Annotated in this window: 25 protein-coding genes; 23 read left to right on the top strand and 2 right to left on the bottom strand. The window is 57.6% G+C overall.

Features of this window, described 5'->3' with window-relative positions; all coding sequences use genetic code 11:
- The 16 genes from rpsN to bfr all read left to right on the top strand — a co-directional run bounded on the left by rpsN (window position 1) and on the right by bfr (window position 9,716).
- Window positions 1-306 (top strand): 30S ribosomal protein S14, encoded by a 306-nt coding sequence (gene rpsN / locus QCBJ_RS05275; protein ID WP_003176414.1) that lies wholly within the window; start codon window positions 1-3, stop codon window positions 304-306.
- Between the two features lie 208 nt (window positions 307-514).
- Complete coding sequence (gene rpsH, locus QCBJ_RS05270) at window positions 515-907, top strand: 30S ribosomal protein S8 (RefSeq protein ID WP_010566853.1); 393 nt, start codon at window positions 515-517, stop codon at window positions 905-907.
- A 12-nt stretch (window positions 908-919) separates the two neighbouring features.
- Window positions 920-1,453 (top strand): 50S ribosomal protein L6, encoded by a 534-nt coding sequence (rplF, locus tag QCBJ_RS05265; RefSeq protein WP_003176412.1) that lies wholly within the window; start codon window positions 920-922, stop codon window positions 1,451-1,453.
- A 10-nt stretch (window positions 1,454-1,463) separates the two neighbouring features.
- Complete coding sequence (gene rplR / locus QCBJ_RS05260; RefSeq protein ID WP_015886135.1) at window positions 1,464-1,814, top strand: 50S ribosomal protein L18; 351 nt, start codon at window positions 1,464-1,466, stop codon at window positions 1,812-1,814.
- Window positions 1,815-1,817: 3 nt separating this feature from the next.
- A complete protein-coding gene (gene rpsE / locus QCBJ_RS05255; RefSeq protein WP_003176409.1) occupies window positions 1,818-2,318 on the top strand; it encodes a 30S ribosomal protein S5 in 501 nt (166 codons plus the stop codon).
- A 2-nt stretch (window positions 2,319-2,320) separates the two neighbouring features.
- Window positions 2,321-2,497: a 50S ribosomal protein L30 gene (rpmD, locus tag QCBJ_RS05250; RefSeq protein ID WP_003176408.1), complete on the top strand. Its 177-nt coding sequence runs from the start codon at window positions 2,321-2,323 to the stop codon at window positions 2,495-2,497.
- Between the two features lie 3 nt (window positions 2,498-2,500).
- Window positions 2,501-2,938 carry a 50S ribosomal protein L15 gene (gene rplO, locus QCBJ_RS05245; RefSeq protein WP_003176407.1) on the top strand — a complete coding sequence of 146 codons (438 nt, stop codon included), beginning with the start codon at window positions 2,501-2,503 and terminating at the stop codon, window positions 2,936-2,938.
- Window positions 2,939-4,267, top strand: a complete 1,329-nt coding sequence (gene secY, locus QCBJ_RS05240) for a preprotein translocase subunit SecY (RefSeq protein ID WP_003176406.1) — start codon at window positions 2,939-2,941, stop codon at window positions 4,265-4,267.
- Between the two features lie 28 nt (window positions 4,268-4,295).
- The gene (gene rpmJ, locus QCBJ_RS05235) at window positions 4,296-4,412 is read left to right on the top strand and encodes a 50S ribosomal protein L36 (protein ID WP_002555468.1); all 117 of its coding nucleotides are present in this window, start codon (window positions 4,296-4,298) and stop codon (window positions 4,410-4,412) included.
- Between the two features lie 129 nt (window positions 4,413-4,541).
- Window positions 4,542-4,898, top strand: a complete 357-nt coding sequence (gene rpsM / locus QCBJ_RS05230; RefSeq protein WP_003210063.1) for a 30S ribosomal protein S13 — start codon at window positions 4,542-4,544, stop codon at window positions 4,896-4,898.
- Window positions 4,899-4,928: 30 nt separating this feature from the next.
- Complete coding sequence (gene rpsK, locus QCBJ_RS05225; protein WP_002555466.1) at window positions 4,929-5,318, top strand: 30S ribosomal protein S11; 390 nt, start codon at window positions 4,929-4,931, stop codon at window positions 5,316-5,318.
- Between the two features lie 18 nt (window positions 5,319-5,336).
- Entirely contained in the window at window positions 5,337-5,957 is a 621-nt protein-coding gene (gene rpsD / locus QCBJ_RS05220; protein WP_003176404.1) for a 30S ribosomal protein S4, read from the top strand.
- A 22-nt stretch (window positions 5,958-5,979) separates the two neighbouring features.
- Window positions 5,980-6,981: a DNA-directed RNA polymerase subunit alpha gene (gene rpoA, locus QCBJ_RS05215; protein ID WP_003176403.1), complete on the top strand. Its 1,002-nt coding sequence runs from the start codon at window positions 5,980-5,982 to the stop codon at window positions 6,979-6,981.
- Between the two features lie 41 nt (window positions 6,982-7,022).
- A complete protein-coding gene (gene rplQ / locus QCBJ_RS05210) occupies window positions 7,023-7,409 on the top strand; it encodes a 50S ribosomal protein L17 (protein WP_003176402.1) in 387 nt (128 codons plus the stop codon).
- 238 nt (window positions 7,410-7,647) lie between these two features.
- On the top strand, window positions 7,648-9,096 hold the full coding sequence (locus QCBJ_RS05205; protein ID WP_046035682.1) for a catalase: 1,449 nt from the start codon (window positions 7,648-7,650) through the stop codon (window positions 9,094-9,096).
- 155 nt (window positions 9,097-9,251) lie between these two features.
- Window positions 9,252-9,716 carry a bacterioferritin gene (bfr, locus tag QCBJ_RS05200; RefSeq protein ID WP_102060265.1) on the top strand — a complete coding sequence of 155 codons (465 nt, stop codon included), beginning with the start codon at window positions 9,252-9,254 and terminating at the stop codon, window positions 9,714-9,716.
- A gap of 65 nt (window positions 9,717-9,781) precedes the next feature.
- Here the strand turns inward: bfr and uvrA are convergent, their stop codons facing one another.
- The gene (gene uvrA, locus QCBJ_RS05195) at window positions 9,782-12,616 is read right to left on the bottom strand and encodes an excinuclease ABC subunit UvrA (protein ID WP_015886132.1); all 2,835 of its coding nucleotides are present in this window, start codon (window positions 12,614-12,616) and stop codon (window positions 9,782-9,784) included.
- Window positions 12,617-12,794: 178 nt separating this feature from the next.
- Here uvrA and QCBJ_RS05190 point away from each other — a divergent pair, with 178 nt between their 5' ends.
- The 4 genes from QCBJ_RS05190 to tam all read left to right on the top strand — a co-directional run bounded on the left by QCBJ_RS05190 (window position 12,795) and on the right by tam (window position 16,510).
- Window positions 12,795-14,189 carry an MFS transporter gene (locus tag QCBJ_RS05190; RefSeq protein WP_015886131.1) on the top strand — a complete coding sequence of 465 codons (1,395 nt, stop codon included), beginning with the start codon at window positions 12,795-12,797 and terminating at the stop codon, window positions 14,187-14,189.
- A 9-nt stretch (window positions 14,190-14,198) separates the two neighbouring features.
- Window positions 14,199-14,714 carry a single-stranded DNA-binding protein gene (locus QCBJ_RS05185; protein WP_015886130.1) on the top strand — a complete coding sequence of 172 codons (516 nt, stop codon included), beginning with the start codon at window positions 14,199-14,201 and terminating at the stop codon, window positions 14,712-14,714.
- Between the two features lie 169 nt (window positions 14,715-14,883).
- A complete protein-coding gene (locus tag QCBJ_RS05180; protein ID WP_102060264.1) occupies window positions 14,884-15,642 on the top strand; it encodes a DUF4365 domain-containing protein in 759 nt (252 codons plus the stop codon).
- A 106-nt stretch (window positions 15,643-15,748) separates the two neighbouring features.
- Entirely contained in the window at window positions 15,749-16,510 is a 762-nt protein-coding gene (tam, locus tag QCBJ_RS05175) for a trans-aconitate 2-methyltransferase (protein WP_102060263.1), read from the top strand.
- Between the two features lie 21 nt (window positions 16,511-16,531).
- On the opposite strand, the gene QCBJ_RS05170 is transcribed toward tam, so the two are convergent.
- Window positions 16,532-17,092, bottom strand: coding sequence for a cysteine hydrolase family protein (locus QCBJ_RS05170; protein WP_102060262.1), 561 nt, complete (start codon window positions 17,090-17,092; stop codon window positions 16,532-16,534).
- 96 nt (window positions 17,093-17,188) lie between these two features.
- Between QCBJ_RS05170 and QCBJ_RS05165 the strand changes: the two genes are divergently transcribed.
- The 3 genes from QCBJ_RS05165 to QCBJ_RS05155 all read left to right on the top strand — a co-directional run bounded on the left by QCBJ_RS05165 (window position 17,189) and on the right by QCBJ_RS05155 (window position 20,174).
- On the top strand, window positions 17,189-18,148 hold the full coding sequence (locus QCBJ_RS05165; RefSeq protein ID WP_043205977.1) for a GlxA family transcriptional regulator: 960 nt from the start codon (window positions 17,189-17,191) through the stop codon (window positions 18,146-18,148).
- A gap of 171 nt (window positions 18,149-18,319) precedes the next feature.
- Window positions 18,320-19,429 (top strand): DUF3182 family protein, encoded by a 1,110-nt coding sequence (locus QCBJ_RS05160; protein ID WP_102060261.1) that lies wholly within the window; start codon window positions 18,320-18,322, stop codon window positions 19,427-19,429.
- Entirely contained in the window at window positions 19,419-20,174 is a 756-nt protein-coding gene (locus QCBJ_RS05155) for a S9 family peptidase (protein WP_102060260.1), read from the top strand. The genes QCBJ_RS05160 and QCBJ_RS05155 overlap by 11 nt, the downstream gene beginning before the upstream one ends.
- The last annotated feature ends 47 nt before the right edge of the window (window positions 20,175-20,221 follow it).

The raw sequence follows: 20,221 nt of genomic DNA, 5'->3' as shown, positions 1-20,221 counted from the left end.
ATGGCCAAGATGAGCATGAAAAACCGCGAGCTGAAGCGTCAGCTCACGGTTGCCAAGTACGCCAAGAAGCGTGCAGCACTGAAAGCAATCATCGTTGATCTGAACGCAAGTCCAGAAGCGCGTTGGGAAGCTACAGTTGCCCTGCAGAAGCAGCCACGTGACGCAAGCGCTTCGCGCATGCGTAACCGCTGCCGCCTGACCGGTCGTCCACACGGCGTTTACCGCAAGTTCGGCCTCGGCCGTAACAAACTGCGTGAAGCGGCAATGCGTGGTGACGTACCAGGTCTGGTTAAAGCCAGCTGGTAAGTACTTTCAACGTCCGGGTGGTCTGAGTCGCAAGATACTGACCGCCGGTGACCTTGAATCTGGAACAAGCCCCTTTTGGGGCTTGTTTCATTTCCGTAGTGTGTCTAAAATACGCGGCTCGCCTGAGCCCGTGTTTTTTACGCTCGGAGATTCTCGGCGACATATGTAGCCGCAAGGCTAATTTTTTTGTATTAGGAGCGTCTAGCCCATGAGTATGCAGGACCCGTTAGCGGACATGCTAACTCGTATCCGTAATGCCCAGATGGCTGAAAAGTCCGTCGTAAGCATGCCATCTTCCAAGTTGAAGGTAGCTGTTGCCAAAGTCCTGAAAGACGAAGGCTACATTGCGGGTTATCAGATCAGCAGCGAAACCAAGCCACTGCTGTCCATCGAGCTGAAGTACTTCGAAGGCCGTTCGGTCATCGAGGAAGTGAAGCGCGTTAGCCGTCCAGGCCTGCGTCAGTACAAGTCCGCCGAAGATCTGCCGAAAGTTCGTGGCGGTCTGGGTGTGTCTATCGTCTCCACCAACAAAGGTGTGATGACGGATCGTGCTGCGCGCGCTGCCGGTGTCGGCGGCGAAGTTCTTTGCACTGTGTTCTAAGGGGGGATAAGCATGTCACGCGTCGCTAAGAACCCCGTTAAGCTGCCAGCCGGTGTCGAAGTCAAATTCGCAGGCCAACAGCTTTCGGTGAAGGGTGCCAAGGGTACTCTTGAACTGAACATCCATTCGTCCGTTGAGATCGTTGAAGAAGCTGGTGAGCTGCGTTTCGCTGCTCGCAATGGCGATCAACAAACTCGCGCAATGGCCGGTACCACGCGTGCGTTGGTAAACAACATGGTCCAAGGCGTAAGCCAAGGCTTCGAGCGTAAGCTCCAGCTGGTCGGTGTTGGTTACAAAGCGCAAGCAAAAGGCACGGTTTTGAACCTGGCCCTTGGCTTCTCGCACCCAGTGGATTACGAACTGCCGGAAGGCATCACCGCTGAGACCCCTAGCCAAACCGATATCCTGATCAAGGGCATCGATAAGCAGCTGGTAGGTCAGGTGGCCGCTGAGATCCGCGACTTCCGTCCACCAGAGCCGTACAAAGGCAAAGGTGTGCGCTACGCGGACGAAGTCGTCCGTCGTAAAGAAGCCAAGAAGAAGTAGGGCATAGCAAATGACCGACAAAAAAGTTACTCGACTGCGTCGCGCTCGCAAAGCACGCCTGAAAATGCACGAACTCGAAGTCGTGCGTCTCTGCGTGTATCGCTCGTCGCAGCACATCTACGCCCAGGTCATCTCGGCCGACGGCAACAAAGTCCTGGCAAGCGCCTCGACTTTGGATAAAGAACTGCGTGATGGTGCCACTGGCAACATCGACGCGGCCACAAAGGTTGGCCAGCTGGTCGCTACGCGTGCTAAGGCCGCCGGCGTCTCGCAAGTGGCTTTCGACCGCTCTGGCTTCAAGTACCACGGTCGCGTGAAAGCGCTGGCTGATGCTGCTCGTGAAGCTGGGCTGGAGTTCTAAGTTATGTCAAATAACGACCAAAAGCGCGACGAAGGCTACATTGAGAAGCTGGTTCAAGTTAACCGCGTAGCCAAAACCGTTAAAGGCGGCCGTATCTTCACTTTCACCGCGTTGACCGTGGTAGGTGATGGTAAAGGGCGTGTTGGCTTCGGCCGTGGCAAGTCACGTGAAGTGCCTGCTGCGATCCAGAAGGCAATGGAAGCTGCTCGTCGCAACATGATCCAAGTTGATCTGAACGGCACCACTCTGCAGTACGCAATGAAATCCGCCCATGGCGCTTCCAAGGTGTACATGCAGCCTGCTTCTGAGGGTACCGGTATCATCGCTGGCGGCGCTATGCGTGCTGTCCTCGAAGTGGCTGGTGTTCAGAACGTTCTGGCCAAGTGCTACGGCTCGACTAACCCGGTAAACGTGGTTCACGCCACTTTCAAAGGTTTGAAAGCTATGCAATCTCCTGAGTCCATCGCTGCCAAGCGTGGTCTGACTGTCAAGGAGATCTTCTGATCATGGCTACCGTTAAAGTAACGCTGATCAAAAGCATGACCGGCCGCATCCCTAACCACAAACTGTGCGTTAAAGGTTTGGGTCTGCGTCGCATCGGTCACACTGTAGAAGTCCAGGATACTCCCGAGAATCGCGGGATGATCAACAAGGCTTACTACATGCTGCGTGTAGAGGGTTAATCGATGAAACTCAATGATCTGAGTCCAGCGCCGGGTTCCCGTCGCGAAAAGCATCGTCCGGGCCGTGGTATCGGTAGCGGTTTGGGTAAGACTGGTGGCCGTGGCCACAAAGGTCAAACCTCCCGCTCCGGTGGCACCATCGCTCCAGGCTTTGAAGGCGGTCAACAGCCGCTGCATCGTCGCCTGCCTAAGTTCGGTTTCGTATCCCTGAAAGCTATGGATCGCGCAGAAGTGCGTCTGTCCGAGCTGGCTAAAGTGGAAGGCGACATCGTTACTGTGCAGACCCTGAAAGATGCCAACGTGATCAACGTCAACGTACAGCGTGTGAAAATCATGCTGTCCGGTGAAGTGACTCGCGCTGTCACTATCGGCAAGGGAATCGGCGCCACCAAAGGTGCGCGTTCGGCTATCGAAGCAGCTGGCGGCAAGTTCGAGGAATAAATGGCTAAGCAAGGTGCTCTCTCAGCGCTCGGCAAAGGCGGTATGTCTGAACTTTGGGCTCGTCTGCGTTTTCTGTTCCTGGCGATTATCGTCTACCGAATAGGCGCACACATCCCGGTTCCAGGTATCAACCCGGACCGACTCGCAGACCTGTTTCGACAGAATGAGGGGACCATTCTTAGCTTGTTCAACATGTTTTCCGGCGGCGCGCTGGAACGGATGAGCATCTTTGCACTGGGGATCATGCCGTACATCTCGGCATCGATCATCATGCAGCTGATGACCGCCGTCAGCCCGCAGCTGGAGCAGTTGAAGAAGGAAGGTGAAGCTGGCCGTCGCAAGATTAGCCAGTACACCCGCTACGGCACTGTCATCCTCGCCCTGGTTCAAGCTATCGGCATGTCCGTTGGCTTGGCGGGGCAGGGTGTTGCGTTCACTGGTGACTTTGGCTTCCATTTCGTCGCGGTATCCACGTTTGTGGCTGGTGCGATGTTCATGATGTGGCTGGGTGAGCAGATTACTGAGCGTGGTGTTGGTAACGGTATCTCGATGTTGATTTTCGCAGGTATCGTCGCCGGTCTTCCGAGAGCAATCGGGCAGTCTTTCGAGTCTGCGCGTCAGGGTGATATCAATATTTTCGCCCTGGTTGCCATCGGTTTGCTGGCAGTAGCGATTATCGGTTTTGTGGTGTTCATTGAGCGTGGCCAGCGTCGTATTGCTGTTCACTACGCCAAGCGTCAGCAGGGCCGTAAGGTCTTTGCTGCGCAGACCAGCCACTTGCCGCTGAAAGTGAATATGGCCGGTGTTATTCCGGCAATTTTCGCGAGCAGCATTTTGCTGTTTCCGGCTTCGTTGGGTACCTGGTTTGGTCAGTCTGAAAATATGGGCTGGCTGCAGGACCTCTCTCAGTCGATCGCTCCTGGTCAGCCGTTGAATATTCTGCTGTTTAGTGCAGGGATTATTTTCTTCTGCTTCTTCTATACGGCGTTGATGTTCAATCCGAAAGACGTAGCGGAAAACCTGAAGAAGTCCGGTGCCTTTATTCCGGGCATCCGTCCAGGTGAGCAGTCTGCGCGCTACATTGATGGCGTTCTGACTCGTTTGACCCTGTTCGGTGCTCTATATATGACGGCCGTGTGCTTGCTTCCCCAGTTCCTGGTGGTTGCAGCAAACGTTCCGTTCTACCTTGGCGGGACCTCGTTGCTGATCGTGGTCGTGGTTGTGATGGACTTCATGTCCCAAGTACAATCGCACCTCGTTTCGCACCAGTACGAATCCCTGATGAAGAAAGCCAACCTGAAGGGCTACGGCAGCGGCATGTTGCGCTGAGTACCCCATAAGGTTCGAGGAGTTGGTGATGAAAGTTCGTGCATCGGTGAAAAAGCTGTGCCGTAACTGCAAGATTATTCGCCGCGAAGGTGTTGTTCGAGTAATTTGCAGCGCGGAACCGCGTCACAAACAGCGCCAAGGCTGAGTGTGATCCGCTTGAAGCCCGGCAGCTAGTGCGCTGCCGGGTTGATTATTTGTTATTACAGCGATATTATCTCGCGCCCTATTTCTTGGCTTCCGGGGCGTAGGTAGCTGTCAATTGGAGTCCCACTGAATGGCCCGTATTGCAGGCGTTAACATTCCAGATAACAAGCACACTGTTATCTCGCTGACCTACATCTATGGTGTTGGTCGCACTACTGCGCAGAAAATTTGCGCAGATACTGGGGTAAACCCAGCCGCAAAGATCAAAGATCTGAGCGACGAGCAGATTGAGCTGTTGCGTGGCGAAGTGGCGAAGTTCACCACTGAAGGTGACCTGCGTCGCGAAATCAACATGAAAATCAAGCGTTTGATGGACCTCGGTTGCTACCGTGGTCTGCGTCATCGTCGTGGTCTTCCAGTGCGCGGTCAGCGTACCAAGACTAACGCGCGTACCCGTAAAGGTCCGCGTAAGCCGATCCGCAAGTAATCGCCCACGCGAATCGACAGGAAAATTATCATGGCAAAACCTGCTGCTCGTCCTCGTAAAAAAGTTAAAAAGACAGTGGTTGATGGCATCGCCCACATCCATGCATCTTTTAACAACACCATCGTGACCATCACCGACCGTCAAGGTAACGCGCTTTCTTGGGCTACCTCCGGTGGTTCGGGTTTCCGCGGTTCCCGCAAGTCCACCCCGTTTGCTGCTCAAGTAGCTGCTGAACGTGCTGGTCAAGCTGCGCTGGAATACGGCCTGAAAAACCTCGACGTTAACGTCAAAGGTCCAGGTCCAGGTCGTGAGTCTGCTGTCCGTGCTTTGAACGGCTGTGGCTATAAGATCGCCAGCATCACCGACGTGACGCCAATCCCGCACAACGGGTGCCGTCCGCCGAAGAAGCGCCGCGTGTAATCCAGGAGATTGTAAAGAATGGCTCGTTACATTGGTCCAAAATGCAAACTCGCTCGTCGTGAAGGCACCGATCTCTTCTTGAAGAGCGGCGTGCGCGCGATCGAATCGAAGTGCAACATTGAAGCAGCACCTGGTATCCACGGCCAACGCCGCGGTCGCCAGTCCGATTACGGCACCCAACTGCGTGAAAAGCAGAAGGTCCGTCGTATCTACGGCGTTCTCGAGCGTCAGTTCAGCGGCTACTACAAAGAAGCTGCTGGCAAGAAAGGTGCAACCGGTGAAAACCTGCTGCAACTGCTCGAATGCCGTCTGGACAACGTTGTATACCGTATGGGCTTTGGTTCGACTCGTGCCGAATCCCGTCAGCTGGTATCGCACAAATCGATCAGCGTTAACGGTCAGACCGTAAACGTTCCGTCCTACCAGGTTCGTGCTGGTGACGTGGTCGCAGTCCGCGAGAAAGCAAAAAACCAACTTCGCATTGTCCAAGCTCTCGATCTGTGTGCCCAACGTGGCCGCGTAGAATGGGTAGAAGTAGACACTGAGAAGAAGTCGGGCGTTTTCAAGAACGTTCCTGCTCGCAGTGATCTGTCCGCCGACATCAACGAAAGCCTGATTGTCGAGCTCTACTCCAAGTAAGGGCTAGAAAATAGGTGCATCCATGCAGATTTCGGTAAATGAGTTCCTGACACCCCGCCACATTGATGTGCAGGTTGTCAGTCCAACCCGCGCCAAAATTACTCTCGAGCCTCTCGAGCGTGGTTTTGGCCACACCCTGGGCAACGCGCTGCGCCGCATCCTGTTGTCCTCAATGCCCGGCTGTGCAGTAGTCGAGGCCGAGATTGACGGTGTGCTCCACGAGTACAGCGCCATCGAAGGTGTACAGGAAGACGTAATTGAAATCCTGTTGAACCTTAAAGGTCTGGCTATCAAGCTGCACGGCCGTGACGAAGTTACGCTGACCTTGTCGAAGAAGGGTTCGGGGGTGGTTACCGCTGCCGATATTCAGCTGGATCATGATGTCGAGATCGTTAACCCCGATCACGTAATCGCTAACCTGGCGTCTAACGGCGCCCTGAACATGAAGCTCACCGTAGCTCGTGGTCGTGGTTATGAACCGGCCGACTCGCGTCAGAGCGATGAAGACGAAAGCCGCAGCATTGGTCGCTTGCAGCTTGACTCTTCGTTCAGCCCGGTTCGCCGTATCGCATACGTGGTGGAAAACGCCCGTGTCGAGCAGCGTACTAACCTGGACAAGCTGGTTATTGATCTGGAAACCAACGGTACTCTGGACCCTGAAGAGGCTATCCGTCGCGCTGCAACCATCCTGCAACAGCAGTTGGCTGCGTTCGTCGACCTCAAAGGTGACAGCGAACCAGTGGTAATCGAGCAGGAAGACGAGATCGATCCGATCCTGCTTCGCCCGGTTGACGATCTGGAACTGACTGTACGTTCGGCTAACTGCCTTAAGGCGGAAAACATTTACTACATCGGTGACCTGATTCAGCGTACCGAAGTAGAACTGTTGAAGACTCCGAACCTGGGCAAGAAATCCTTGACTGAAATCAAGGACGTTCTGGCCTCCCGCGGTCTGTCCCTCGGCATGCGCCTCGACAACTGGCCGCCTGCAAGTCTTAAGAAGGACGACAAGGCGACTGCCTGATCGTCGTAATCACCGAACGTGAGTTTGGTAAGGAATGAACCATGCGTCATCGTAAAAGTGGTCGTCACCTGAGCCGTACCAGCTCGCACCGCAAGGCCATGTTCCAAAACATGGCGGTGTCGCTGTTCGAGCACGAGCTGATCAAAACTACACTGCCGAAAGCTAAAGAACTGCGTCGCGTTGCTGAGCCGCTGATCACTTTGGCCAAGACAGACAGCCTGGCTAACCGCCGTCTGGCTTTCGACCGTACTCGTTCGAAAGCTATCGTTGGTAAGCTCTTCAACGACCTGGGCAAGCGTTACGCTACCCGTGAGGGTGGCTACCTGCGCATCCTCAAGTGCGGTTTCCGCGCTGGCGACAACGCGCCTATGGCGTACGTCGAGTTGGTTGATCGTGCTACTGCCGGCGAAGCTGTAAGCGCCGAGTAAGACGACAAGCTGTAACGAAGAACCGGGCCTAGTGCCCGGTTTTTTGTGCGCGTAATAAAAGCGCGATTTGTACAAGCTTACTCGAGCTATGCTCGGCACTATTAGGCCTGGGGATATTGGTAGTTATTTTCTATCGGTGACTACAATTTAATGAATTTGTAGGCGTCATATTGATGATCAATACTCCCTCCAAGCCGATTAGCCGGCAGTTCCAAGTCCGACCTGAGGGAAATTGAGCATGAGCCAGAATAAAATCCTTACTACCGCCAGCGGAGCTCCCGTTGCGGACAATCAGAATTCCCGTTCCGCCGGCCCGCGCGGCCCGTTGCTGCTCGACGATTTTCACTTGATCGAGAAGCTTGCCCACTTCAACCGTGAAAACATTCCTGAGCGTCGCGTACATGCCAAGGGCTCGGGCGCCTATGGGACCTTCACGGTCACACAAGACATCACGCAATACACCAGCGCCAAGCTGTTTGAGTCCATCGGCAAACAAACGCCGACGTTCCTGCGGTTTTCCACCGTGGGCGGTGAGCGCGGTTCGGCTGACACCGAGCGTGACCCTCGTGGTTTCGCCCTGAAGTTCTATACCGAAGAGGGCAACTGGGACATCGTGGGTAACAACACCCCTGTGTTCTTCATTCGTGACCCATTGAAGTTTCCTGACTTCATCCACACCCAAAAGCGCCTGCCACAAAGCAACCTGAAAAGTGCGCAGATGATGTGGGACTTCTGGTCGCACTCCCCTGAGGCGTTGCACCAGGTCACCATCCTGTTTTCGGACCGTGGTATCCCCGACGGCTACCGCCACATGCACGGCTTCGGTAGCCACACCTACAGCCTGATCAACGCCAAGGGCGAGCGTCACTGGGTCAAATGGCACTACAAGACCAAGCAAGGCATCAAGAACCTGTCGCCTGCTGACGCTGCACGCTTGGCCGGTACCGACCCTGATTACGCCCAACGCGATCTGTTTGGCGCTATCGAACGCGGTGATTTCCCGAAATGGCGTGTGTGCATCCAGATCATGACTGAAGCCCAGGCCAGCGCTCACTACGAGAACCCTTTCGACGTGACCAAGACCTGGTCGCAGAAAGAGTTCCCATTGATCGAAGTCGGTGAGCTGGAGCTGAACCGTAACCCGCTTAACTACTTCGCTGAGGTTGAGCAGGCTGCTTTCGGTCCAAGCAACATGGTTCCGGGTGTTGGTTTGTCGCCGGACCGCATGTTGCAAGGTCGTGTGTTCGCTTACGCTGATGCCCACCGCTACCGTGTCGGCACCAACCACCAGCACCTGCCGGTGAACGCGCCACGCAGCCCGGTTAACAGCTACCAGCGTGATGGTTCGATGGCATTCGGCAGCAATGGCGGTGCGGCTCCAAACTACGAGCCAAATAGCTACGCCGATGCACCGAAGCAGGCTCCGCAGTATGCCGAGCCGGCATTGGCACTGAGTGGCTCGGCGGATCGTTATGATCATCGCGAAGACAGCGATTACTACAGCCACGCCGGTGCGTTGTTCCGCTTGATGAATGATGAGCAGAAAGCCCTGCTGATCAACAACATTGCCGGCGCCATGGCGGGCGTTTCCAGCGACGTTGTTCAGCGTCAGTTGCAGTACTTCTTCAAGGCAGATCCTGCTTATGGAGAAGGGGTCGCATCTGCACTGGGTGTATCGCTTAACTAACTCTAAACGATAAGCAGAACCGCCCTCATTTGGGCGGTTTTTGCGTTATTTCAGCTACTTTTCTCCGGAAATGTTCACTTTTCTGCCGTTGGTCCCGTGACCTTCAAGTCATCATGGTTCAAACTACAGACTTTCAAGCAGGGAGATGTAGGGCGATGCAAGGTCACCCCGACGTAATCGATTACCTCAACACGTTGCTGACGGGCGAACTGGCTGCTCGTGACCAATATTTCATCCACTCGCGCATGTACGAAGACTGGGGCTTTACCGAGCTCTACGAGCGTATCAACCACGAGATGGAAGAAGAGGCACAGCACGCCGACGCACTGATGCGCCGTATCCTCATGCTCGAAGGCAGGCCGCGTATGCGTCCCGATGATCTGGATGTGGGCACCACGGTACCTGACATGCTCGCTGCCGACCTGCGCCTCGAGTACAAGGTCCGTGCCGCGCTCTGCAAGGGCATCGAGCTCTGCGAGCAGCACAACGACTATGTCACTCGGGAAATTCTGCGGGTGCAGTTGAATGACACCGAAGAAGATCATACCTACTGGCTTGAAAAGCAGCTGGGCCTGATCAAGCTGGTGGGCCTGGAGAATTACCTGCAATCGCAGTTCTGATTCCGGCTATAAAAAAGCCCCTGTCACTTTGCAGTGACAGGGGCTTTTTATTGGGCCTGAATAACTCAGGCCCGGTCGCGTGCCAACAACGGTTTCAAGTAGTAACCGGTGTGCGACTGTGGCATTTCGGAGACCTGCTCCGGTGTGCCAACGGCGATGATCTGGCCACCCTTGGAGCCGCCTTCCGGCCCCAGGTCGACCAACCAATCCGCGGTCTTGATCACATCAAGGTTGTGCTCGATCACCACCACGGTATTGCCGTGGTCGCGCAGGCGGTGCAACACGTCCAGCAGTTGCTGGATATCCGCGAAGTGCAGGCCGGTGGTCGGCTCATCGAGGATATACAGGGTCTTACCGGTATCGCGCTTGGACAGCTCGCGAGACAGCTTCACCCGCTGCGCCTCACCACCCGATAGCGTGGTCGCCGATTGGCCCAGCTTGATATACGACAAACCCACGTCCATCAGTGTCTGCAGCTTGCGCGCCAACGCCGGGACCGCATCAAAGAACACCCGTGCTTCCTCGATGGTCATTTCCAAGGTTTCGTGGATGCTCTTGCCCTTGTACTTGATCTCCAGGGTTTCGCGGTTGTAGCGCTTGCTCTTGCATACATCGCACGGCACGTAGATGTCCGGCAGGAAGTGCATCTCCACCTTGATCAAGCCATCGCCCTGGCAGGCTTCACAGCGACCGCCTTTGACGTTGAACGAGAACCTGCCAGGCCCGTAACCCCTTGAGCGGGATTCCGGCACGCCAGCAAACAGCTCACGAATAGGCGTGAACAACCCGGTGTAGGTCGCCGGGTTGGAGCGCGGCGTGCGGCCAATCGGGCTCTGATCGATATCGACCACCTTATCCAGGTGTTCCAGGCCTTTGATGCTGTCATGGGCTGCCGCTTCCAGAGTGGTCGCGCCATTCAGAGCGGTGGCACTCAAGGGGAACAGCGTGTTGTTGATCAGCGTCGATTTGCCCGAGCCGGAAACACCGGTCACGCAGGTCAGCAGACCCAGTGGAATCTCCAGGTCGACATTGCGCAAGTTGTTGCCACGCGCGCCCTTGAGGTGCAGCGCCAGCTTCTTGTTGCGCGGTGTACGTTTTGCAGGCACTGCGATCTTCACACGGCCGGAAAGGTATTTGCCGGTCAGCGAATCCGGATGAGCCATGACTTCGGCGGGCGTGCCCTCGGCTACAATATGGCCGCCATGCACGCCAGCGCCCGGGCCAATGTCGACGACGTAATCCGCCAGGCGGATCGCGTCTTCATCGTGCTCGACCACAATTACCGTGTTGCCGATATCCCGCAGGTGTTTCAACGTGCCCAGCAGGCGATCATTGTCACGCTGATGCAGGCCGATCGACGGTTCATCAAGGATGTACAAGACGCCCACAAGGCCAGCACCAATCTGGCTGGCCAGGCGAATCCGCTGGGCTTCACCGCCGGACAAGGTATCGGCACTGCGATCCAGCGACAGGTAATCCAGGCCAACGTTGACCAGGAACTGTAGCCGTTCGCGGATTTCCTTGAGAATCTTATCGGCGATTTCCCCGCGGCGACCGGTCAGTTTGAGCACACCAAAGTACTCGCAGGCATCACCAATCGGCAGGTTGGTCACCGCCGGCAAGGTTTTCTCGCCCACCCACACATGCCGGGCTTCACGGCGCAGGCGAGTACCGCGGCAATCCGGGCAAGGCTGGGTGCTGAGGAATTTCGCCAACTCTTCGCGTACGCTCGCCGACTCGGTCTCACGGTAGCGACGCTCGAGGTTCGGCACGATACCTTCGAACGGGTGTGAGCGCTTGACGATATCGCCACGGTCGTTCAGGTACTTGAAGTCGACATTCTGTGAACCGCTGCCGTGGAGAATGACCTTCTGCTGGTCCGCCGGCAGTTGGTTGAAGGGCACTTCCAGGCTGAATTTATAGTGCGACGCCAACGACCCAAGCATCTGGAAGTAATAGACGTTGCGCCTGTCCCAGCCGCGAATCGCCCCCTCCGCCAGCGTCAGGTCACCGTTGACCAGGCGCTTGATGTCAAAGAATTGCTTCACCCCCAGGCCATCACAGGTCGGGCAGGCGCCAGCCGGGTTGTTGAAGGAAAACAGCTTGGGTTCCAGCTCGCTGATGGCGTGGCCGCAGATAGGGCAGGCAAAGCGCGCGGAGAAGATGATCTCTTCGCCCGGCTCGTCATCCATCGGCGCCACCAGGGCAATGCCGTCGGCCAGCTTCAACGCGGTTTCGAAAGATTCCGCCAGGCGCTGCTGCAGGTCGGCGCGCACTTTGAAGCGGTCGACGACCACATCAATCGAGTGTTTCTTCTGTTTGTCGAGTTTCGGCGCTTCGTCCAGCTCATACAGCTTGCCGTTGATCCGCGCGCGCACAAAACCTTGCGCACGCAGCTCTTCGAAGACGGAAAGGTGTTCGCCCTTGCGCTCACGGATCACCGGTGCCAGCAGCATCAGCTTGGCGCCTTCCGGCTGGGCCAGCACCAGGTCCACCATCTGGCTGACGGTCTGGGCTTCCAGGGGAATGTCATGATCGGGGCAACGCGGGATACCTACGCGTGCATACAGCAGGCGCAGGTAGTCATAGATCTCGGTAATGGTGCCCACGGTGGAGCGCGGGTTATGGGAAGTCGACTTCTGCTCGATGGAGATCGCCGGCGACAGGCCTTCAATGGTGTCGACGTCGGGTTTTTCCATCATCGACAGGAACTGGCGGGCGTAGGCCGACAGCGATTCCACATAGCGACGTTGGCCTTCGGCATACAGCGTGTCGAACGCCAGGGACGATTTGCCGGAGCCGGACAAGCCGGTGATGACGATCAGTTTGTCCCGGGGTAGGGTCAGGTCGATATTCTTCAGGTTGTGGGTTCTAGCCCCACGAATCAGGATCTTGTCCAAGATGGCCTCGCACGGCGGGCGTAAATAATGCCGGAGTATACGGCTAAAGACTGGATGAATATACACTGTCAAAAGGCCGCTTGCAGCCTTAGATGAAAGCTGCGCGGCAAAGCGCCGCATATACCCTCTCAATCGATGGGACTGGTAGAATCGCCGCCGGTTCACACGAGGTTTTTCCATGCACGATCCCCACAGCGAACGCATGAGTAGCGGCGAGACCCGAGCGGCAAGCGGTCTGGCCCTGGTGTTCGCCTTCCGTATGCTGGGCATGTTTATGGTGTTGCCGGTGCTGGCGACCTATGGAATGGATCTCGCAGGCGCGACCCCCGCATTGATCGGCCTGGCGATTGGCGCCTATGGCCTGACCCAGGCGATTTTTCAGATTCCGTTCGGGATCATTTCCGACCGCATTGGCCGCCGCCCGGTGATCTACCTGGGGCTGATCGTGTTTGCCCTCGGCAGTGTGCTCGCAGCCCAATCGGATTCGATCTGGGGCGTGATCGCCGGTCGTATCCTGCAAGGCGCCGGCGCGATCTCCGCAGCGGTCATGGCGCTGTTGTCGGACCTGACTCGCGAACAACATCGCACCAAAGCCATGGCCATGATCGGCATGACCATCGGCCTGTCATTTGCCGTAGCCATGGTGGTCGGCCCCTTGCTGACCCGCGCGTTCGGCCTGCACGGGCTGTTCCTGGCCACCGGCGGCATGGCGCTGTTCGGTATTGTGATCGTGGCCTTTATGGTGCCGCGTTCCACCGGTACGTTGCAGCACCGTGAGTCGGGCGTAGCCCGCAAGGCACTGTTGCCGACGCTCAAGCATCCCGACCTGTTGCGCCTGGATTTAGGTATCTTCGTGTTGCACGCGATGCTGATGTGCAGCTTTGTAGCGCTGCCCCTGGCACTGGTGGAAAAAGCCGGCCTGCCCAAGGAACAGCACTGGTGGGTCTACCTCACAGCGCTGCTGATTTCGTTCTTCGCCATGATCCCGTTCATCATCTATGGCGAGAAAAAACGCAAAATGAAACGAGTTCTGCTCGGCGCCGTCGCGACGCTGATGCTCACTGAGCTATTCTTCTGGCAGTTCGGCGACAGCCTGCGGGCGCTGGTCATCGGCACGGTGGTGTTCTTCACCGCGTTCAACCTGCTGGAGGCGTCATTGCCTTCGCTGATCAGTAAGGTTTCACCGGCGGGCGGCAAAGGCACGGCCATGGGGGTGTACTCCACCAGCCAGTTCCTGGGTTCGGCACTGGGCGGCATCATGGGGGGCTGGATGTTCCAGCATGGCGGTTTGTCGGTTGTCTTCCTCGGATGCGCCGGGCTGGCTGCACTTTGGCTCGCCTTTGCTGTTACCATGCGCGAACCTCCCTACGTCACAAGTCTGCGTCTGCCGCTATCGCCTGAGGCGATCCGTGAAAGCGGCCTTGTAGAGCGCCTGAAGGCCGTCGTAGGGGTAACAGATGCAGTTGTGGTCGCAGAAGAGGCGGCCATTTACATCAAATTGGACACCGAATTATTGGATCGCGCGACGCTCGAGCAACTGGTCAACCCAGTGCCGACAGCGCGCCCAGCCTAGGAGAACGTTATGGCCCGTGGGGTTAACAAAGTCATATTGGTCGGTACGTGCGGCCAGGATCCCGAAGTTCGCTACTTGCCTAACGGTAACGCCGTGACCAACCTGAGTCTGGCGACCAGCGAGCAGTGGACCGACAAGCAGAGCGGCCAGAAGGTCGAGAAAACCGAATGGCACCGTGTGTCGATGTTCGGCAAGGTTGCAGAGATCGCCGGTGAATACCTGCGTAAAGGTTCGCAGGTCTACATCGAAGGCAAACTGCAAACCCGCGAGTGGGAAAAAGACGGCATCAAGCGTTACACCACCGAAATCGTGGTCGACATGCAAGGCACCATGCAACTGCTGGGCGGCCGTCCACAGGGCGACCAACAGGGCCAGGGTGGCATGTCCAACTCGGCACCGCGTCCACAGCAGTCGCGTCCACAGCCAAGCCAGCAGCCACAGCGTGAGTCGCGTCCAGCGCCACAACAGGCCGCTCCGCAACCGGCTCCGGATTTCGACAGCTTTGATGACGATATCCCGTTCTAGGATACGGCTCAGAGACTTGATGTAGAGTTTTACCCTGAAAGCCCCGGTGCATAAGCATCCGGGGCTTTTTCTTTGCCTGTGAGAAAGTAAAGATCACATGGCTGGCCACGCTGTAGACCTCAGCAGGGGCCGCATGATGTAAGCCACTTTTGGAGGGGGATAGTTAGCAATGAGGGCATTACCTAAACGTCCAGCTTCTCACGTCATAGGGACTCTGGCTGAGTCTCTGGTAGAACGGGCTATCACGGCGAGGGGCTGGATTTATCGCCGTCTGGAAAAAGATAAAGACTATGGCATCGACGGCGAGGTTGAAGTATTCAGCGAGCGTGGTCATGCGACTGGGATCCTCTTCAAGGTTCAAGTCAAAGGCTCCAGGAAGAAGGTACGAGCCCTGAAACTCAAGCAAAGTACTGAAAACTATCTTTCTATTTCGCCACTGCCTGTCTTCCTTTTCGTGGTTGAAGTGGAGAGCGGCACGATCAGGTTTCTGCTGGCCGAGCGCAATCGGGCAAACCATGGCGCGATTAGTCTGGATGAGTCCGAGGAGCTGGATGAGAGTGGCTTCGCATTGCTTGAGGAGATTGCCGGCGAACACTGTCAGGCGTGCTTAACGATGGGTGATTACACGTTGCACAACGCGTCGGCGCAGCTCATCAGGTGCCTTGATCTGATGTTGAATTTTGGTGGTGATGTGGAGGCGATGGTTAAGTGGTTACGTTTTTTTGCGTCAGATGAAGTGTTAACCCTTTCCTATGGGTACGCGGTGTTTTTGAGGAATGAAATAAAGCGAGACGAAGGTTTACTCGAGAGAATTCGTGAGTGGGTGATTGAATTTTTCCCTGAGTGTCAGGAGGAAATCGATCAGGCCATAGCGGCCTTTGATCGTGGAGAGGTGATGGGGCGGCGTCTGGAGGTTGCTCACCTTTGATTGGCGACGATGCTCTTTCCGCCGGCATGAACAGGCACTGGTGTTTGTGCATTGCAGGTCGCAAGAATTAGGCTGTCGCCCACCCTCAAAAACAAGGAAAGCCGTGATGACCTGGTCAGCCCAGCAGTACACGATGTTCGAACAGCAGCGCACCCGTCCTGTCCGTGACTTGGTCGCGGCCATTCCGAATGCTGAAGTGCGCCATGCCGTGGACTTGGGCTGCGGTCCCGGCAACTCCACAGAGGTGCTGGCCGCGCGCTTCCCGCACGCGCACGTCACCGGCATGGACAGCTCCGACGACATGCTGGCCGACGCCCGTAAACGCCTGCCCGCGCTGAACTTCGAGCTGGCGGATATCGGTGCCTGGAACCCCGCGCAAGCCTTCGATGTGATCCTGGCCAACGCGTCCCTGCAATGGCTGCCGGACCACGCCACGCTGTATCCGCACCTGGTCAAGCACCTGACGCAAGGCGGCACGCTGGCGGTGCAAACCCCGGACAACCTTGATGAACCCGCCCACCGTCTCGCCCGCGAAGTCGCGGCCGATGGCCCATGGTCTGCCAAAATCGGCGCGGTCAAACACAATGAGCGCCACACCGCGAGTGACTACTACGAGCTGCTGAGCACACATTGCAGCACCGTCGATGTGTGGCGCACCACCTACCAGCACCCGCTGGCGGACCACGGCGCCGTGGTGGAATGGTTCAAGGCCTCAGCCCTACGTCCATTCCTGGCGCCGTTGAGCGACGACGAAAAAGCCGCTTTTCTTCAGGCATACAAAGCGCGGATCACCCAGGCTTACCCAGCGCTGGCCGATGGCACCGTACTGTTGCCATTCCCGCGCTTATTCATCATCGCGACTCGCTGATATGCCCTGAGCAAGCGGTGGTCAAGACGCCGCTTGCGCCTTCAAGTATTCATCCGCCGACACCACGCCCGCATAACCAAACGCCAGCGACGCCATATAAGCCCCATGCACCTGCGCCGCTGGAATCACCGTGCCATTAAATTCCAGATCCCGCGTCGCACACGCATCATGAATCACCGTGACCTTGTAACCCAGGTCCGCCGCCGCCCGTACCACGCCGTCAATACACATGTGGCTCATGCTGCCGACTACCACCACTTCGGTGATGCTGCGTTGCTCCAGTAAGGCACGTAGGTTGGTCTCGCGAAACGCATTCACGAAATGCTTGAGTACCACTGGCTCACTGCCCTCGTTCAGCACTTTGCTATGCAGGTGCGCGCCCTCGGAGCCTGGCGTGAAGAACGGCGCTTCATCGGACGTGAACTCATGACGCACATGAATCACTGCATCGCCGGCCTGGCGAAAAGCATGCAGCACCTGCGCGGCTTTGTCTGCCGCGGCCTCCACGCCGTCGAGTGGCCACTTGCCCTGGGGGAAGTAGTCGTTCTGGATATCGATTAGGATGAGCGCTTGCTTGGCCATGTGTGTTGCCTCGTGATGGGTTGATGGGCCCAGTATGTTAGCTGGCGCCTGCACTTAGGATTGGCTGCACCGACAATAACAGGGGGAAAACTGACAATGGTCGTTGTTGAGCTGGGCGTGTTGATCTACCAAGGCGCGCAATGGGCGGCCGTGCATGGCCTGACCGACCTGTTCGGCGTGGCCAATCGCATCGCCGCCGAGCACCAGTCCGCGCAATTGCCGTTGCTGCGGGTCAGCCATTGGCAGGTGGAGGCGAGCGGCACACCCGTGCGCGTATTCAGCAGTGCCCCCGGCCCCGATCAACCGTTGATGGCCGTACTGGTGCCGCCCTCGATGGGTGAGTTCACCGAAGACCAGGCGCCCCCTGCGCTACTGGAATGGCTTCGCCGGCAACACACGGCCGGCACGGTGTTGGGCGGCGTGTGTGTGGGCTCGATCATGCTGGCGCGCAGTGGACTGCTCGACGGGCGCAGCGCCACCACCCATTGGTCTTCCGCCGAATCCTTCGCGGCCCGCTACCCGGCCGTACGCCTGGAGGCGAACAAACCCATTGTCGATGACGGCGACCTGATCACCACCGCCGGTTTGATGGCCTGGTCCGAGCTCGGCCTGCGCCTGGTCGATCGCCTGATGGGCCCAAGTGTCGCGGCCGACACAGCGCGTTTCCTAGTGATCGAGCACAGTGACAGCGCCAGCCAGTGCGGCAGTAACTTCGCGCCCATTCTCGGCCACGGTGACGCAGCCATCCTCAAGGTTCAGCATTGGCTGCAGGCCAGCGGTGCGGTGGATGTGTGCGTGGCGGCGATGGCTCAGGAGGCGGGCCTGGAAGAGCGTACGTTCCTGCGGCGTTTTCGCAACGCCACCGGCTTGAAACCCACCGAATACTGCCAGCACCTGCGCGTGGGCAAGGCACGGCAGATGCTTGAGTTCACCAACGGCACTATCGACCATATTGCCTGGACCGTGGGTTACCAGGACCCCAGTGCCTTTCGCGCTATCTTCAAGAAGATCACCGGCATGGCGCCCAGCGATTACCGCAGCCGCTTTGGCGTCTGAATCGTGCAGAACGCCGCGGCGCTGAAGCACTGTCGTGCAGAATGAAGCAGGCCAACTGCCATCGGTTTTCCGACAACTGCTTGATTTGAAAACCTTCTCCCCTGAAACAGCCTTGGCCTGATCCCTGCAGCCTTCTCTGCACACACATGGCTGGATGGCCAAGGGGGACGCATGACCCCGATTCAACGCAAGAAGCTGGTAGTCGCGCATTCCATACGCGAGGGCGCGCCGCTGCATGAGGTCGAGACCAACCGCGCCCTGGCGCGCTGGCTGGCGCAGATCCTGGGGCTCAAATTCGGCGGCAGCTATGACCCCGACCTGCATGCGGGGCGAGCGCTGTACCTGCTGCCCACGCAAACCCTGGTCGGCCCGGCGCAGGCTCGAACGCTCAATATCAAAGGGCCTGAGGATGTGTGGGGTGGCTACGTCGACCACGACTTCATCTGCACCAAGGCCATCAGTCATGGCTTGCTTGGCCCCGAGGCGAAAGCGCCGGAAGGTTGGTCTGCGCTGTTCTGCGAGCGTGTGCGAAACGTCGTGCTGGATGGCTTGAGCGTTTTCGCCCTTGAGGATGCACGGCCTGCCGCCACGCGCTTGCTCTACAGCGGGCCAATCCGCATAAAACCTGTGCACGCCTGTGCGGGGCGCGGGCAGGAAGTTATCCACAGCCTCGACGAATTCGACGCTGTGCTGGCGCGACCTGACGCTGCGAAGCTGTTCAGCGAAGGCGTGGTGCTGGAGCAGGACCTGCACGATGTGGTCACCCACAGCGTTGGCCAAAGTTTTATCGGCGGGCACGTGTTCAGTTACTGCGGCGAGCAATACCTGACGAAAGACGGGCAGGGCGAAGACGTCTACGGCGGCTCCAACCTGCTGGTGGTGCCGGGAGGCTACGCCGACCTGTTGCTGCTCGACTTGTCCGACGACGTGCGTGAAGCCATTGAGCAAGCCCAGGTTTTCGACAATGCCGCCGATGAGGCCTACCCTGGCTTTTATGCCTCACGGCGCAACTACGACATCGCCCAAGGCCTGGACAGTGACGGCCAGCGTCGCAGCGGCGTGCTCGAGCAGTCCTGGCGTATGGGCGGGGCGAGCAGTGCGGAAGTCGCGGCGTTGCAGAGTTTTATCAACAACCCTGGCCTGCGCGCGATCCATGTGTCCTCGGTGGAAACCTACGTGGACGAACCGTTGCCGGCTGATGCCATCGAGGTGTATCGCGGCCCGGCGGAAAACAGCGGGTTTCTTCTCAAGTACGTGACGGTTAAATCTTATGACGGCTAGAAGCGAAAGCATTACGATCGATATCGACGACGAACAGATGAGCGGCACATTCCTGAGCCCCAAATCCAAAGTGCCGGGGGTGTTGTTCGTGCACGGCTGGGGCGGGAGCCAGGAGCGCGACCTTGAACGTGCCAAGGGCATCGCCGGCCTCGGGTGCGTGTGCCTGACCTTCGACCTGCGAGGCCACGCCGGCTCCGGCATTCCGTTAGCCCGTGTGACCCGCGAAGACAACCTGCGCGACTTGCTGGCGGCGTACGACCGGCTGTTGTCACACCCGGCCATCGACACCTCGGCGGTGGCCGTCGTCGGCACCAGTTACGGTGGATACCTGGCGGCGATCCTCACCTCCTTGCGTCCGGTACGCTGGCTGGCGTTGCGCGTGCCTGCGTTGTACCGCGACGACGAATGGCTTAAGCCCAAGCGCGATCTGGACAAGATGGATTTGATGGATTACCGCAGCACCCTGGTCCACGCGGAAACCAATCGCGCCTTGCACGCGTGTTCGGCGTTTACCGGCGACGTGCTGATCGTCGAGTCGGAAACCGACGACCACGTGCCCCACGCCACCATCATGAGTTACCGCGCAGCGTGCCAGCAGACGCATTCACTGACTCACCGCATCATCGACGGGGCCGACCATTCCCTCAGCGATCCGGTGTCCCAGCAGGCCTACACCTCCATCCTGGTGGACTGGATCACGGAGATGGTGGTGGGTGAGCGGTTGAGCATCATCCAGGCTCAATAGTTTAGATCGCTATCGCCGGCTTGCCTGCGATAGCGCTTGATCAACCC

This window comes from Pseudomonas sp. QC2, from assembly GCF_002859085.1.
GTDB lineage: Bacteria > Pseudomonadota > Gammaproteobacteria > Pseudomonadales > Pseudomonadaceae > Aquipseudomonas > Aquipseudomonas petroselini.
The sequence above is the reverse complement of the archived record's forward strand: the minus strand, read 5'-3'. Positions and strand labels throughout refer to the sequence as shown.

Bases quoted from the DNA above. Each gene is read 5' to 3' on its own strand.
- QCBJ_RS05165 (WP_043205977.1), top strand. From the start codon at position 17,189: ATGGTCGTTGTTGAGCTGGGCGTGTTGATCTACCAAGGCGCGCAATGG.
- QCBJ_RS05170 (WP_102060262.1), bottom strand. From the start codon at position 17,092: ATGGCCAAGCAAGCGCTCATCCTAATCGATATCCAGAACGACTACTTC.
- QCBJ_RS05205 (WP_046035682.1), top strand. From the start codon at position 7,648: ATGAGCCAGAATAAAATCCTTACTACCGCCAGCGGAGCTCCCGTTGCG.
- rpsD (WP_003176404.1), top strand. From the start codon at position 5,337: ATGGCTCGTTACATTGGTCCAAAATGCAAACTCGCTCGTCGTGAAGGC.
- rpsK (WP_002555466.1), top strand. From the start codon at position 4,929: ATGGCAAAACCTGCTGCTCGTCCTCGTAAAAAAGTTAAAAAGACAGTG.
- QCBJ_RS05190 (WP_015886131.1), top strand. From the start codon at position 12,795: ATGCACGATCCCCACAGCGAACGCATGAGTAGCGGCGAGACCCGAGCG.
- rpoA (WP_003176403.1), top strand. From the start codon at position 5,980: ATGCAGATTTCGGTAAATGAGTTCCTGACACCCCGCCACATTGATGTG.
- rpmD (WP_003176408.1), top strand. From the start codon at position 2,321: ATGGCTACCGTTAAAGTAACGCTGATCAAAAGCATGACCGGCCGCATC.
- secY (WP_003176406.1), top strand. From the start codon at position 2,939: ATGGCTAAGCAAGGTGCTCTCTCAGCGCTCGGCAAAGGCGGTATGTCT.
- tam (WP_102060263.1), top strand. From the start codon at position 15,749: ATGACCTGGTCAGCCCAGCAGTACACGATGTTCGAACAGCAGCGCACC.
- rplF (WP_003176412.1), top strand. From the start codon at position 920: ATGTCACGCGTCGCTAAGAACCCCGTTAAGCTGCCAGCCGGTGTCGAA.
- bfr (WP_102060265.1), top strand. From the start codon at position 9,252: ATGCAAGGTCACCCCGACGTAATCGATTACCTCAACACGTTGCTGACG.
- rplR (WP_015886135.1), top strand. From the start codon at position 1,464: ATGACCGACAAAAAAGTTACTCGACTGCGTCGCGCTCGCAAAGCACGC.
- rpsH (WP_010566853.1), top strand. From the start codon at position 515: ATGAGTATGCAGGACCCGTTAGCGGACATGCTAACTCGTATCCGTAAT.
- rpsM (WP_003210063.1), top strand. From the start codon at position 4,542: ATGGCCCGTATTGCAGGCGTTAACATTCCAGATAACAAGCACACTGTT.
- rpsE (WP_003176409.1), top strand. From the start codon at position 1,818: ATGTCAAATAACGACCAAAAGCGCGACGAAGGCTACATTGAGAAGCTG.
- rpmJ (WP_002555468.1), top strand. From the start codon at position 4,296: ATGAAAGTTCGTGCATCGGTGAAAAAGCTGTGCCGTAACTGCAAGATT.
- rpsN (WP_003176414.1), top strand. From the start codon at position 1: ATGGCCAAGATGAGCATGAAAAACCGCGAGCTGAAGCGTCAGCTCACG.
- QCBJ_RS05180 (WP_102060264.1), top strand. From the start codon at position 14,884: ATGAGGGCATTACCTAAACGTCCAGCTTCTCACGTCATAGGGACTCTG.
- QCBJ_RS05155 (WP_102060260.1), top strand. From the start codon at position 19,419: ATGACGGCTAGAAGCGAAAGCATTACGATCGATATCGACGACGAACAG.
- QCBJ_RS05185 (WP_015886130.1), top strand. From the start codon at position 14,199: ATGGCCCGTGGGGTTAACAAAGTCATATTGGTCGGTACGTGCGGCCAG.
- rplO (WP_003176407.1), top strand. From the start codon at position 2,501: ATGAAACTCAATGATCTGAGTCCAGCGCCGGGTTCCCGTCGCGAAAAG.
- rplQ (WP_003176402.1), top strand. From the start codon at position 7,023: ATGCGTCATCGTAAAAGTGGTCGTCACCTGAGCCGTACCAGCTCGCAC.
- QCBJ_RS05160 (WP_102060261.1), top strand. From the start codon at position 18,320: ATGACCCCGATTCAACGCAAGAAGCTGGTAGTCGCGCATTCCATACGC.